Consider the following 14,550-nt stretch of genomic DNA (forward strand, 5'->3'; position numbering starts at 1 on the left):
GGCGGGGGGATCACCGGGCAGGCAGCGGATGCCGGCATCGACATCGAGATCGTGGGCCTCGGCGGCGCCGACCTGACGAACCGCATCATCGCCGAGAAGAACAACCCCGTCGGCGACGTGGTGTTCGGTCTGAACAACATGTTCTTCGAGCAGCTCAAGTCCGAAGAGGCGATCACCGCCTACGAGCCCGAGTGGAGCGGCGAGGTTCCGGCCGACGCCGGTGACCCGGCCGACGGTGCGTTCTGGCCGCTCGTCGAGCAGGCCATCGTCACGGTCTACGACGAGAACAAGATCTCCGACGCTCCGTCCGACGAGGAAGACCTCTGGACCGACGACGAGTACGCCGGCCGCTACGAGGTCAACCCCGCGCTCGGCCAGGCCACCCCGCAGCTCGTGCTCGCCAGCATCCTGTCGCGTCACCTCGACGAAGACGGCGACCTCGGCGTCAGCGACGACGGCTGGGACCTCGTGAGGTCGTACTACGAGAACGGCTCGCCCGCAGTCGAGGGCACCGACCTCTACGCCCGCATCACGCGCGACGAGATCGACTACGGCGTCATCCCCTCGAGCGGCATCTCAGCCCGCGACGAGGAGTACGGCACGAAGACCGGCATGATCGTTCCCGACTACGGCGTGCCGTATGTCACCGAGCAGATCGCGCAGATCAACGGCACCGGCAACGAAGACAAGGCGCAGGAGTTCATCGACTGGTTCGGCAGCGCCGAGGTGCAGGGCGAGTTCGCGGCCGAGTTCAATTCGATGCCCGTCAACGAGGGCGCGGTCGAGAAGGCCAACCCCGAGGTCGTCGAGCTCATGGGCACCCTCGACCGTCAGGACATCGATTTCGGCTTCGTGAGCGAGAACCTCGGCGCCTGGGTCGAGAAGGTCACGCTCGAGTACATCGGCTGATCGAGCCTCGACACCCCCTCCGCACGCACTGACCGGAAAGACAGCATGATCCGTTTCGAAGATGTCGAGGTCGCGTTCGGCGATCACCGCGCGGTCTCGCACCTCGATCTGGAGATCCAGGAGGGTGAGTTCTTCACCCTCCTGGGTCCGTCCGGATGCGGCAAGACCACCGCCCTTCGGGCCCTCGCCGGGTTCGTCGAGCCGACCGGCGGGCGCATCCTGATCGGCGGCCGCGACGTCACGCGCGTGCCGAGCGAGAAGCGCGGCGTGGGCATGGTGTTCCAGAACTACGCGCTCTTCCCCAGCATGAACGTGCGCGAGAACATCGCGTTCGGCCTCTCGGTTCAGAAGACGTCGAAGGCCGAGCAGCGCCGCCGCGTCGACGAGATCGCCGACCGCACGGGTCTTGCGCTCTCGCAGCTCGAGAAGAACGTGTCAGAGCTCTCGGGCGGGCAGCAGCAGCGCGTGGCCATCGCCCGCGCTCTCGCGCTGACCCCCAGCATCCTGCTGCTCGACGAGCCGCTGTCGAACCTCGACGCCAAGCTGCGCGTGCAGTTGCGCGAGCAGTTGAAAGACCTGCAGCACGAGGTCGGCGTGACCACGGTCTACGTCACGCACGATCAAGAAGAGGCGCTCACCCTGAGCGACCGCATCGCCGTGCTCGACGCCGGCACGCTGCAGCAAGTCGGCACTCCTGAAGAGATCTACGACCGCAGTGCGACGCCGTTCGTCTGCCGGTTCATCGGCGAGAACAATCGTCTCAGCCCGGCACAGATCACGAGCCTCGGCGGAGGACTGGATGCCACGGCCGAGAGCTATGTGCGGCCCGAGAAGCTGCACCTCGCCGAAGCCGGCGACAGCTCTGCGGCATCCGCCTCGCTCGATGGCACCATCGTCGATCGCACGTACCACGGCAGCCACAGCGTCTACACGGTGACGGCAGAGGATGCTCCGCTGCGCGTCAGCGTGCCCGCCGCGGCGAGCGCGCGCCAGTGGAACCCGGGCGATGCCGTGCGCGTCGACGTGGATCCGCGCTGGATCCTGCAGTACCCGGCGGCATGACATGTCGACTCCCCAGAACTCGCAGAACCACACAGACCCCGCGGTCCCGCCGTCAGCGGCCGTGACCGGAGAAGCCGGCTCCTTGACGACCGAAGCTGTCGTCGAGGGTCAGACGGCGGGACCGCGGATCCGCAAGAGAGGGCGCCCCGGCAGCGTGAAGGCGATGCTGCGCTCGCCGCTCGCGTGGATCACGGGCATCATCGTGATCTGGTTCGCCGCCGCCTTCCTCGTGCTGCCGAACGCCGCCCTGCTCGGGGTCACGTTCTTCCCCGACGGGCAGTTCAGCATCCGTGCCGTCGAGAAGCTGTTCGGCAGCGAGCGTGCACTGAAGACGCTCGGCAACAGCTTCCTGCTCGCCGTCACGCTGTCGATCACGGTCAACGTGGTCGGTGTGTTCATCGTGCTGGTGACGAAGTACTTCCAGGTGCGCGGCGCGAAGATCCTCTGGCTCGGCTATGCCACCACCCTGATCTACGGCGGCATCGTGCTGGCCGCCGGATACAACTTCATCTACGGCCGGTTCGGGTTCTTCACGAACATGATGGTCAACTGGTGGCCCGCCATGGACCGCGACTGGTTCTCGGGATACTTCGCCGTGGTCTTCGTGATGACGTTCGCGACCACGACGAACCACATGCTGTTCCTCTCGTCATCCCTCGGCAAGGTCGACTACGCGTCGATCGAGGCAGCGAAGCTCATGGGCGCCTCGACCTGGACGATCCTGCGCCGCATCGTGCTGCCGGTGATGAAGCCGATGCTGTTCGCCGTCACGGTGCTCACGTTCCTCATCGGGCTCGGGGCGCTGACGGCTCCGCTCGTGCTCGGCGGGCCCGACTTCCAGACCGTCGCGCCGCTGATCATCGACCTCTCGCGCAGCCCGATCACGCGTGACATCGCAGCTCTCCTGGCGATCGTGCTCGGCATCGCGACGATCATCCTGCTCGCGATCATGAACCGCTTCGAGAAGTCGGGCGTGTACTTCTCGGTCGCGAAGGTGGCGACGCCGATCCAGAAGCAGAAGATCCGCAACCCGTTCGCAAACGTCGTCGTGCACGTCACCGCCTACCTGCTGTGGGTGATCTACCTGATCCCCGTCGTGCTGATCGTGATCTTCTCGTTCGTCGATGCGCGCAGCATCCTCGCCGGCTCCATCACCCTCGACAGCTTCACGCTCGACAACTACGTCACCGTGTTCTCGAGCGCCGAGGCGATCCGTCCGTTCATCGTCAGCGTCGTCTACAGCGCCGTGGCCTCGATCGTCGTGGTCGGCGGCCTGCTGTTCGTGGCGCGGATGCTGCAGAAGCACCGCAACCTGCTGACGACCGCGATCGAGTACGTGCTGCACATCCCGTGGATCCTGCCGATCGTGCTGATCGCGCTGGCCCTCGTGACCGCGTTCGACGAGCCGCGGGCGATCGTGGGTGGATTCGTGCTCACCGGCACGCCGATCCTGCTGCTCATCGCCTACATCTGCGTGAAGATCCCGTTCACGCTGCGCCTGCTCAAGGCGGGGTTCGCGTCGGTGCCCGATTCACTCGAAGACGCCTCGCGCATCCTCGGAGCGAAGTCGCTGACGACGTTCCGCAAGGTGCTGGTTCCGCTGGTGCTGCCGACGGCCGCGGCGATCACGGCGCTGAACTTCAACAGCCTGCTCGATGACTACGACGCGGCGATCTTCCTCTACCACCCGCTGTTCAAGCCGCTCGGTGTGGCGATTCAAGAGAGCACGCGCGGCGAGAACAATCTCGACGCGATGCCGATCACGTTCGTCTATACAGTGCTGCTGATGATCATCATGGGTGTCACCATGTATCTCGTGTATGGACGAGGTTCGCGCGCCGGAGCGCCCCGCAAGGCCAAGAAGGCTCGCGCGTGAGTGGTTCGGATGCCGGTTCACCCGGGCTGCGCGTCACAGTGAGCGATGTGGCCGCGGCTGCCGGAGTCTCCCGCGCCACGGCGACCAGGGCACTGAAGGGCGAGGGGCGTTTCGCTCCTGAGACGCAGGAGCGGATCCTCGCCGAGGCCGAGCGCCTCGGATATGTGCGCAACACGATGGCCGCCGAGCTCGCCGCCGGCCGCACCGGAACCGTCGGGCTGATGCTGCGCGACGCGAGCAACCCGGCCTACGGTCTGCTGTTCTCGCGGCTGCAGGATGAGGCGCACCGGCGTGGCCTCGACCTCGTGACCGTGACGATCGGCGCCGACGAGCAGGGAGCCGAGCAGGTCAACGCGCTGCATCGACTGCTCGGCATGCGCGTCGCCGGGCTGATCGTGGCGACCGGTGGCATCACCGCCGCGCAGCTCGAGCCGTTCGCCGACCAGGTGCCGATCGTGCGCGCCGGCCGGGTCGAGACGGCTGAGGGGATTCATACCGCGCACTATGACGATCCGGAGCACGGAAGGATGCTGGCGTCGCATGTTCTGTCGCTGGGGCACCGGCGGGTGGTAGTGCTCTCCGGCGCGGAGGATGTGTCGTTCGCTGAGCATCTGCGGGCTTCGGCGATGGAATCGACGTTGGTTGAGGGTGGGGCGACAGTGACTCGGGTGTCTGCGGGGGCTGCGCCGACCGATGGAGTGGATGAGGCGCTGGATGCCGTGCGCGATGGGGCCACGGCTGTGATGTGCGCGTCGGACTATCGGCAGCTCGCGGTCATGCGCGCTCTGCGTACTGCGGGGTTGGCTGTGCCCGGCGATGTGAGCGTGACGGGGTGCGACGGCATCCTTCCCGGTGCCGATCTGTTGGGGCTGACGACGCTGCGGATTCCGGTCGAGGCCGTTGCGGCAGCGGCTGTGGAAACGATGCAGCGGTTGCTGAGTTCTGATGCTGATTCGGATTCTTCGGAGACCGTTCGGCAGCCGTTCGGCGGAACCCTCGTGCCCGGGTCGACCGCCGCTCCCGTCTGACTTTTCTGTATCTGTTCGTCGTCTCACTGGAAGAGAAATGATCCTCACCGAGCACTCTCGCCCATCGCACACCTTCGTGCACATCTCCGATACGCACCTTCCCGGTGAACGCGCGCCGCTGTATGGCAGTGGAGCGGATGCCGATGCGAACCTTGCTTCTGTCTTGTCGCGGTTGGTGTCTTCGGGGCTTCGCCCTGACGCTCTGCTGTTCACAGGGGATCTGGCGGATCGCGGGGATGCGTCGTCGTATCGGCGGTTGCGGGAGTTGGTTGCACCGGCTGTTGAGGCGCTGGGGTGTGAGGTCGTGTGGGCCATGGGGAACCATGACGAGCGTTCGGCGATGCGGGCGGAGTTGGGGATCGCGGGAGGGCCTTCGGATGCCGTGGTCGAGGCGCGGTGGTTCGGCGGGATGCGGGTGATCGTGCTGGATTCGACGGTTCCCGGGCAGCACTGGGGTCGGGTCGATGAGGCGCAGCTGTCGTGGCTGGCGGCTGAGCTGGCTACGCCTGCGCCGGGGGGTTCGCTGCTGCTGATGCATCACCCGCCGCTACCGACGGTGCTCGACCTCGCGGTGACGGTCGAGCTGCGGGAGCAGGCAGCGCTGGCGGCGGTGCTGGCCGGGTCGGATGTGCGGGGGATCCTGTCGGGGCACGTGCACCACCCGTCATTCGGGACGTTCGCGGGGATTCCGGTCGCGGCCGCGTCGTCGAGTGCGTACGGGCAGGATCTGGCGCAGCCTGTTGGGGCTACGCGTGGACAGGATGCTGCGCAGGGGTACAACCTCGTGCACGTGTACGACGGGACCATCGTGCACTCGGTTGTCGGGCTCGAGGTCGGTGCGGATGTAGGGGAGCCGGTCGCGGCGGACGAGGCCGGGAGGAGAATCGCCGGGCGGGGTATTAGCTGGCGGGAGTCGCCTTCGGGCGCGAGTGAAAACTGACCTGCAAGCCGTACCTGTCCGGCCGGTATTCTCGATCTAGTCGTGTCGCGGCAGTTCCCGTCATACATCGGCCGTTGCGCCACTCGCTAGTCTTTCGGGATGCAAAGATCTGCGCAGGCACTGTACGATCGCATCTCTGCGTGGTCCGGTGAGCGTCACTCGGAGGAGACGGCATCGAAGATCGCCGAGTGGCCCTGGGAGCATCTGATCGAGTTCGCAGACGCGTGGCCTTCGCCCGACGGTGCGGACCTCGACAGCGAGATCGAGCCTGTGTACCTGGGACGGCTTCGAGCCGTGACATCCCTCGGAGGCGGTGAGCCCGTCGCGCGACGGCGGCAGCTCGCAAGTCTACTTCTCTACGCTCCCGAGATCGTGACACCCGCTGACGATCTGTTTCAGGGATGGTATATCGCGGGCGACAAGGACACGATCGAGGCGCGGATTGAGCTGCGCGCGCAGTTGTCTTGGCTCGCGAAGATACGGCCTCTTGTCGAGGCTGGAGAGATCACATTCTCACGACGCCTACCAGGGGACGAGTGGGCGGCATTTATTGGCGGCTTGGACCCGAACGTTGAACAGCGATTTCGGGCGCTCGACGATATGAGCCGGGAAGACTGGGAGGCGGGCGGCTGGCGCTGGCCTGCCGACATCTCGGACGAGGATTTGTTATGGGTTAACCGGTCGGTCGGCATACAAATGGGCACATCGCTTGAGCTTGTTGCACGTGGCGCTGGCCAGGCGCTGTCGCTTGATCCGGTAGAAAAGACTGCCTTCGCACGGACTATTGGCGGCAAACAGCTGACTGACGGCAGGGTAGCGACGCTCGAGCGGCTGGGTGATTTCGCCCTCCCCGACTTCGAGGCAGACCTCTCAACACTTCTCGCCCTGCGTCGTTCAGACGCTTGGGAAGGTTGGCGCGAGGCGGTAAGGGTTGGCGTCACTGTCGCGACAGACGTCGCCGATACGGACGAAGGAGCACGTGAAGCGTCGAAGATCCTTCTTGACCATGTGGCAACGCAACTCCTGGAAGTGAACGGTGAAGCGACCAAATCCAAAGCGCTAACTGCCATACGAAGGGGCACGAAGGGGTTCATCGTGACGGGTCTTGGTGCGGCCTCTAACGCCGTTGCTACTGGTGATCCGTCTGCGCTGTTGGCTGGTGTTGCCCCGGCGATCGCGGACCCTGGGGCCGAGTATCTTGCACAGCTCTTCCCGCGCCGCAAAAATCGTGCGGTCCTCGACGTATTGTTGGCCATACACGACGTCATCGACTAGCTGCGAAGCCCAGGGATGTATCAGTAGTGAGTGACGGCAGGCCATGGCAACCCGCGTCTAACGAAGAGCTCCCGCAGCATGGTCGGGATGGTTGGCCCAGCTTGGGGCGGCCCGACGGGTCTCTCCTCAGCAGTAGTCACAAACGCCGCTCGAAGGCAGCAACATGCCACAACCGGGAGTCGGGCAAAGGCGGCGTTCCGCGTCCTCACGCCGCCTTTGTCGGGAATTACGTCCGCCGTCGCGGAGCTTGTTGTAAGGAAAAGCGATCCCGTCTTGGGTGCCGTCGTCATTCTTGAACCACACATAGCCTTTGTTGACCCACGCCGTCGGTCGACTTCCGCCACGAGGGATCATGGCTATGTATTGCCGACTCGGTGGCAGGTAGAACGAGACGAAGTCACGGCTCGCAACGAACGCTCGGGCTGCGGTGATGTTGTCGACGGAGAGCTGAAAGGCGTCCATTGCGGCCTCGAAGGCGTCGAAGGTGAGCCGCCCTTCCGTCGAATCGAGCCCCTCGATCGTGTAGCCAAGATTCGCGAGCCACTGCGCGGCTCCGTGCTTTCCGCCAGAGAAGTCGTCACTCGAGAGTCGGACGTGATGTTGCCGCTCATAGGCAGCGGCAAAGATCGCCTTCGAATCGTAAGTTCCCACCTCGGTCACCAAGAAGTACTCGCGCGCTTCTCCGAATCCGTATCGCTCGAGGAAGGAGAAGCGGCCGATTCGGTCGAACTCAGCCAGCGCTTCCTCGACCGCGCCGCGATCGGTGAGTGTTTCTATCGACGCCATGCTCGGATGCTACCCGGCCCTAGGTAAGAGACCCCGCACGTGGGGCGACAATGTGTATCTTTCTCGGTTCGAAACGCCGGGCTTCCGGCCCGTTCCGTCTGTCCCGCTCTAGGTGCACTCTAGGCTGTCGAGCAGACGCCGCGACAGAGGACACCATGGGATTCGACACTCCGCAGTACCCGCTTTCGACCTATCTGGACTGGACCACATCTGGCAGCGTGCAGCTTCCAGACTTCCAACGTGAGTACAAGTGGGAGGACGAACGGATCCGGCAGCTGCTCGTCACTGTGCTGCGCGGTCACCCCATGGGGGCAGTGATGCTGCTTGAGACGGGCAACGATCAGGTGCGCTTCAAGCCGAAGGCGATAACGGGCTCGCACGCTCCCGCCGGGGTCGCGCCCAAACTCCTTCTCCTCGACGGTCAACAGCGACTGACTTCACTGACTCAGGCGCTGAGCGGTGACGGTGTGGTCCGAACCACGGACAGCCGCGGCAAGCTGATTCAACGGAAGTATTTCGTCGACATCACGCTGGCCCTCGAGGGCGAAGACCGCCTAGACGAGGCCGTGGTGTCGGTGCCTGGCGACGGAATCGAACGCGAGAACTTTGGCCGAACCATCGTTCGTGACCTGTCGACCCCGGAGGCGCAACAGGCACAAGGGGTGTTTCCCCTCAATCTCCTCTTCGGCGGCTTCGACACATCGCAATGGCTTCTCGGCCTTGCTGAGAATGACGTCGCGCGAGCCTTCACGACCGCGATCCTTACTCCGGCGAGCAAGTACCAGATTCCCGCAATCGAACTCGATAAGGAGACAAGCAAGGCTGCTGTTGCAACGGTGTTCGAGAAGGTCAACACCGGAGGAGTACCCCTCAACGTCTTCGAGCTTCTCACCGCGACCTTCGCGGGAGACGCGGATTACTTCGCGACTCATGGATCCGACTTCCGACTCAACGACGACTGGCAAGAACTCGGCGACACTTTCAGGTCTAAGCCGACACTCGCGGCGCTCAAGAGCACGGACTTCCTGCAGGCCGTCACCCTGCTCGCCACGCGGAAGCGCAACCTCAACAGCACGTCAGATCGTCCCCCGGCTATCTCCGCCAAGCGCGAAGACATCCTCAAGCTTCAGCTTTCCGACTACCTCGAGTGGCGACAGCCTCTCGAGGAAGCCTTCATCTGGGCTGGGCGATTCCTCACCGACCTTCGTATCCTTGACATCCGCTACCTGCCTTATCCGCCGCAGATTGTCCCTCTCGCAACCATTCGCGTGATTCTCGGGGGCGAGGCGGATGCCATCGGCATCGTTACACGCCTCAGGCAGTGGTACTGGTGCGGCGTACTCGGCGAGCAGTACGGCAGCACCACGGAGACGCGCTTCGCCCGTGACGTCGAGCAGGTCCCCTCGTGGGCGCTCGACAAGAATCTCGACTCGCCCAATACAGTCCGTGACGCCGTTTTCGCCGAAAGCCGCCTCAACACCCTGCGCACGCGACGCGCCGCCGCGTACAAGGGAATCTACGCTCTGCAGATCGCGCAAGGCGCGACCGACTGGGTGAAGAATCAGCAGTTCGATCTGCAGAGCCACAAAGACTTGGCAACCGACATCCACCATGTGTTCCCGCAGCAGTGGTCGATCGAGCATGACGTGGATCCTGCAGAGTACGACAGCATTATCAATAAGACGCCCCTCGCTGCTGAGACCAACCGCGCAATCGGTGGCTCAGCACCCTCGGAGTATCTCCGACGTGTAGAAACTAAAGCTCGGCTTGATGCGGACGCCGTCGACAACATCATCCGTACTCACGGCATCGATCCGGCGAGACTGCGGGCCGACGACTTTGCCGGACACTTCGAGCACCGCAAGGAGTTCTTGATCGGCCTGATCGAAGCCGCGACCGGCAAGCCGGTCCTTCGCGACGTTGGGGATCGGTCCGCTGCCGAGATCGCGGAAGAATTCGACGTGGAGTCCGATCCCGACGACACACAGGATGATGCTGCCTAAGTAGGCGATGCAGTTAGATGCCTCCCGGCCGAGGAGCTCGCGGTAAAGACGAACTCACCCGCCGAGACGGTGCCAGCGCACGCGGCGGTCCGACGCTGTGTTCCGACATCGAGCCGTACGTGCGCGAAGATTAGGCGATCGCGTGGCTCGCTAGCCAGAGATACGCAGCTTTCAACCTCTCGAGAAGAGCAGACACTATGAAATTCCTCAGGAAGCCCATTCCGTTGTGGTCGCACTTCGCGGTGCTTGGGATCGTCGTTCTTGTCCTGGGCGCGCTCATCGCGGGAGTAGCAGCAGGAATTCTCACGCCGTCGTGGTTGGTCTCAGCGGCCGGCTCTCGCGGTGTCGTGAAGAACGAGCAGGTCGTAACGTCCATCGAGAAGGAAGAGCAGACGGTACTGCTCGCGCTGGGCGTGCAAGGTATCTCCGAGGCAAAGGGAATCCCGCCTGCAATCGTTGCCGATTTCCCACTCCTCCAGAAGGCGCGGTTTATGCAGTACAGCATGTCTGCGAAACTCGGGCTGGATGCCGTCGAGGTTCGCGCAACGGCAGATCATGAGTTCCTCGTCACGGTTCCCCCATTCACCTGGATCGGGGCGGACGGTCTGCGAATCGAGCGCGTGATCGGTAGCGACGGCGTACTCAGCGCGTTCACGACGCAACCTAGCGAAGCTGAGCAGTTCAACGCGATTATTGACGAGGAACTGAAAGAGAAGTACCTCGCAGCCAATGAGCCGGCCCTCCGGGATCAGACCGAGTACTACTTCACGAAACTGGCTCAGAGCATCGATCCAGATGCCGTTGTGAGTTTCAAGTTCGCTGAATAGTCTGCTGAGATTTGGAGAGAAACATGCACAACGAGACACCGACTCCCGCGGAATCGTCGGAAGCTGACGTCGCGAATGCACTCGGCGTCCCTCCTCAGCTCGTAGCGGAGAAGGCGAAGGAACTGGCTCAGGGCGAAGGGTTCCAAGCCCAGATCTTCAAGGCAATCGCGGTGCAGCGCCCAGTGGTGGTCGAGTACTTGCGCTCGGTGCGCCGCGATAAGCCTCATGCATCACCTGCCGATCTTCTGAAAGAACTCGACAGCCGCTACGTGGCTACCGTCACCATCACCAGCAGTGGTGTTGGTGCCTCGGCCGCAATACCCGGCGTCGGCATTCCGATCGCGCTCGGGCTCGGCGTCGCCGATCTCCTCTTTTTCTACGAAACGAGCGCACTGTATGTACTCGCTGTGGCGGAACTGCACGGTATCCGAGTCACTGACCCTGAGCGTGCGCGGCCGCTCGTGCTTGGCATGCTTTTGGGACAGAAGTCTCAGAGCGAGGTAAGCAAGTGGGTGCTGACTTCGTTCGGAGCGGGAGGCGTAAGCCAAGCTCGCACGCTCGCCACCGGAGCGGTGAGCAAGACACTGCCGAATGGCTGGGGCGAGGTACTCACGGAACAGCTTCCGGACTCCGCATTGGCACCGCTGACAATTGTCATCGGACGAGAGGCACTCAAGATGGGCGGAAAGCTCGGGGCTGGCACACTCGGCAAGGCGATTCCCTTCGGGGTGGGCGCCGTCATCGGCGGCGTCGGGAGCTTCACGTTCGGACGAGACGTTGTGAAGTCCTCGCGGATGGCCTTCCCCGAGACACCAGATTCCTTTCCCGACTGGCTTCAAGAGTTCGCGAAGCCCGAGCGGAACACCGATCCCTCGCGAGCATCTCTTGCGCTGGAGGCTGCGACCGGAAACGTCAAGGACTTCGGTGAAGGCGTCTGGGGCAAGGTGAGCGCGGCAACAGAGTCGTTCAGATCGGTGGATCTCGATGGCGACGGGGTTCCCGACGAGGCGCGCGCACTGACAGCCGTCAAGCGCGCCGGAGGGGCATTTGCCGACGGCGCGAGCAAGGCTGCAGAGAAGTTTCGGTCTGTCGATCTCGATGGCGACGGTATCCCCGACGAAGCGCAGGCAATCACGGCGATGAAAGACGCGGGCGGCGCAGTGGCCGCGGCGGCCGACAAGGCGCGCGGAAAGCTCGCGTCACTTCGTCCCACCAAGCGAAAGTCCGCATCCGACAAAGCCGAAGCCCCTGAGCCGTCGTAAGTCGCTTCGCCAGCCAAGGGATTCGAACTCGCGACCGCCCCCCCTACTGTTGGCCGACCCTAGCCGAAGGCTGTCGGGGGTGATCTCAAGGGTGCGTTTGCCGTAGCCCACAAGCACGACAGGCTTACGCAGCTTCTGCGCGTTTCTCAGCCCAGTACTCCGGTACGCTGGCGGGCAGGGGTGGCTGATGGTCCGAGTTTCCGAGTTTTTCAATCTTGGCCTTGGTCAGGGAGCGCTCGACTTTGTGAATGTTGACGTTAGAGAAGATGTCGCCGTCTATATCGACCCACACGCGCTACGCACACAGCGAGGCGACTGGGCCGAAGCCTGCTCGAGCTCGGTTTCGTCGTTCTTCGAAACCCTGCTCCAGGCCATTCAGCAAGACGATTCCTCGCTGGTTCATCGACTCGTCTTCCCGCTTAGCGAGCCGAACGAGACTCACCTCGGTCAAAGCGTGGGCCGATCTCGCGGCCGGTCCTTGGGCTCTGAGAAGCGCGCCCGGGAGCTAGTCGCTCAGCTCAGTAGCAGCCGTGCCATCGCGACTGGGATGGTGTTGGACCTCGAAGAGACAGCCCTGTTCGTGGAAGGCATCGGCACCGACATCCTTAGCGACATCACCACGTGCCTCATTCGGGAACACCTGCTCCGCTACACCAAGCTGCAGAGCAATTTCCACGGAATACCCACAGAGAGCCAGTTCGTCGGCCCCATCTGGAACAGCACCACTCATACTTGGGACGCGAGCGTCGCAGCGGAGGTACCCCGCGGGCCGGACGGCCCGTTGGTGCTTGTGCCGCGCGCAATCGTTCGATTCCATCCCACCTTGGACAAGGAGAAGTACTTCACCGGTTACATACGTCCGAAGTATGAACAGCTCGAGCTCGCGAAGGGGCTGTCCTCCGAGTTTGTTTACCTGATACACGAAGGCAAGCGGAATCAGCAGCTGCGTGTTTCTAAAACGGAGCTAGGTGACCACCTCGGAAGTACGAAGTCGAAGCTCGTCGATCACACAGACCGCTTTCCCGACGCTCTGGACAGCTACCGGGAGCACGTGAAGTTGCCGGCAGTGCCATTGACCGACACGGACCTCCAGAGCAGGGTCGGCGACACGCCCGTAGACCTAGGCGAGCTTCTTGACGCGATTGGAGCTATCGCTCCCGGCGCGGCCGGAGCTACGTCCTATCACCGAGCGGTGGCTGCCCTCCTGAGCTCACTATTCAGCTCGTGTTTGGGGAATCAAGGCATAGAGACCAAGCTTCACGGTGGTCTCAAGAGAATTGACATCACGTACGACAACGTCGCTGGTGACGGCTTCTTTCGCTGGCTGAGTCTGCACTTCAGTGCGGCGATCGTTCCGATCGAGTGCAAGAACTATACGGGGGATCCGTCCAACCCAGAGCTCGACCAGATTGCGATGCGGCTCAGCCCTAGCCGCGGGCAGCTGGGCTTCCTGATAACGCGCAATATCAGCGACAAGCCGCGCTTCCGTGCGCGTTGCCACGCCGCGGCCTCGGACAACCATGGCTACATCATCGCGCTTGACGATGAAGATCTGCGCTCGCTCGTCGCTGACTATCAGGCGGCTCAAGCGTCAGAGGAGAACCCTCGAGAGTTTGCCCTTCTGCGAACGATGTTTGGCCGACTACTCGGGCTATGACTCGGAGTGCGGCGGGCGCTAAAGATTGGCGATTAGATATCGCGCGCTAGCTGTACTGACCCGGATCGACATCAGCGACGGCCCGCCTCATCGTCCCGCTGACGTCGACCAGGCGATCGTGCAAGCGTCGCCTAGACTTCTCGATCTAGCGGCGACTAGACAGAGGGTGCGCGAATGCACTGCGCTGCGATCACGGCCGCACCTTCGCGATCCACGAATCTCTCGGCAAGGGTTGCGACTGCGAGTTCCGGCGGCAATGCCGCTGAGAACTTCAGTCCGTCCACCGCTTGCGGCGCAATCTCAGGCAGCAGCCCAGTGAGGATGATGCCATCGAAAACAACACGGTCGAGGCTCGAATCGAAGGTTATCGATTCATTGTCTGCGCTCGCGGAATCGGCGACGACGGTAGGTAGGGCCGCCAGCAGTGTCGCGTGGGCCTTCAAACCACCGAACGACCACAGAACCGATGACCTTTCGCCGCGGTCTAGTATCAGCTCACCAAATCCCACCTGCTCTCGGCGGAGCGCGCGAACTTCAGCCATTTTGATCTGTGCGCGTCGAGACAAGCTCACTTGCGGATCGGAGCCGAGCAACACATCTCGCCTTGCGCGAACCATCTCGAAGGACTCGGGAAGCGGCTCTGAACCCCAGCGCGCGCGACCTTTTGCCTGGTCCTCGCTCACCTGAACGACATGCCTTTCCCAGTCAATCGACTCCACCAGCCAGGCGCGCCCCGCAAGCAGCAGCGGCTTACGCCCGTCGATCACGGAGCCCGTCAGCGATAGAGGTGCCACCGAGCCGACCTCGTGCCGACTCTCGAATACTTTCATCTCCAGATCGGCGATGAAGGTAGACAACAACTCCATGAAATGACGCCGCCCGAACCGTTCCTCGGCTCGCGGACCGATGAACAACCATCCGCCAT

Annotated in this window: 12 protein-coding genes; 10 read left to right on the top strand and 2 right to left on the bottom strand. The window is 63.2% G+C overall.

Annotated features, from left to right (window positions below; genetic code table 11):
• The 6 genes from J7E68_RS00865 to J7E68_RS00890 form a co-directional block, all read left to right on the top strand.
• On the top strand, positions 1–909 hold a 909-nt coding region (locus J7E68_RS00865), incomplete at its 5' end, for an extracellular solute-binding protein (RefSeq protein WP_215168988.1).
• 45 nt (positions 910–954) lie between these two features.
• A complete protein-coding gene (locus J7E68_RS00870; protein ID WP_215168990.1) occupies positions 955–1,971 on the top strand; it encodes an ABC transporter ATP-binding protein in 1,017 nt (338 codons plus the stop codon).
• Between the two features lie 82 nt (positions 1,972–2,053).
• Complete coding sequence (locus J7E68_RS00875; protein ID WP_251048484.1) at positions 2,054–3,847, top strand: iron ABC transporter permease; 1,794 nt, start codon at positions 2,054–2,056, stop codon at positions 3,845–3,847.
• Positions 3,844–4,875, top strand: a complete 1,032-nt coding sequence (locus J7E68_RS00880) for a LacI family DNA-binding transcriptional regulator (protein ID WP_215168992.1) — start codon at positions 3,844–3,846, stop codon at positions 4,873–4,875. The genes J7E68_RS00875 and J7E68_RS00880 overlap by 4 nt, the downstream gene beginning before the upstream one ends.
• 37 nt (positions 4,876–4,912) lie before the next feature.
• A complete protein-coding gene (locus J7E68_RS00885; RefSeq protein WP_215168994.1) occupies positions 4,913–5,815 on the top strand; it encodes a metallophosphoesterase in 903 nt (300 codons plus the stop codon).
• A 99-nt stretch (positions 5,816–5,914) separates the two neighbouring features.
• Positions 5,915–7,090 (top strand): hypothetical protein, encoded by a 1,176-nt coding sequence (locus J7E68_RS00890; protein ID WP_215168996.1) that lies wholly within the window; start codon positions 5,915–5,917, stop codon positions 7,088–7,090.
• Between the two features lie 126 nt (positions 7,091–7,216).
• Here the strand turns inward: J7E68_RS00890 and J7E68_RS00895 are convergent, their stop codons facing one another.
• Complete coding sequence (locus J7E68_RS00895) at positions 7,217–7,876, bottom strand: hypothetical protein (protein WP_215168998.1); 660 nt, start codon at positions 7,874–7,876, stop codon at positions 7,217–7,219.
• Between the two features lie 155 nt (positions 7,877–8,031).
• On the opposite strand from J7E68_RS00895, the gene J7E68_RS00900 reads away from it, so the two are divergent.
• From J7E68_RS00900 to J7E68_RS00915, 4 genes are all read left to right on the top strand, one after another.
• Positions 8,032–9,879 (top strand): DUF262 domain-containing protein, encoded by a 1,848-nt coding sequence (locus J7E68_RS00900; RefSeq protein ID WP_215169000.1) that lies wholly within the window; start codon positions 8,032–8,034, stop codon positions 9,877–9,879.
• A 197-nt stretch (positions 9,880–10,076) separates the two neighbouring features.
• Positions 10,077–10,706, top strand: coding sequence for a hypothetical protein (locus J7E68_RS00905; protein ID WP_215169002.1), 630 nt, complete (start codon positions 10,077–10,079; stop codon positions 10,704–10,706).
• A 23-nt stretch (positions 10,707–10,729) separates the two neighbouring features.
• The gene (locus J7E68_RS00910) at positions 10,730–11,968 is read left to right on the top strand and encodes a hypothetical protein (protein WP_215169004.1); all 1,239 of its coding nucleotides are present in this window, start codon (positions 10,730–10,732) and stop codon (positions 11,966–11,968) included.
• Between the two features lie 187 nt (positions 11,969–12,155).
• On the top strand, positions 12,156–13,625 hold the full coding sequence (locus J7E68_RS00915) for a hypothetical protein (RefSeq protein ID WP_215169006.1): 1,470 nt from the start codon (positions 12,156–12,158) through the stop codon (positions 13,623–13,625).
• 155 nt (positions 13,626–13,780) lie between these two features.
• Here the strand turns inward: J7E68_RS00915 and J7E68_RS00920 are convergent.
• Positions 13,781–14,550 (bottom strand): hypothetical protein (locus J7E68_RS00920; protein ID WP_215169008.1); only part of this gene is annotated, 770 nt, incomplete at its 5' end.

The organism is Microbacterium sp. ISL-103, assembly GCF_018613995.1.
Classification (GTDB): Bacteria; Actinomycetota; Actinomycetes; order Actinomycetales; family Microbacteriaceae; genus Microbacterium.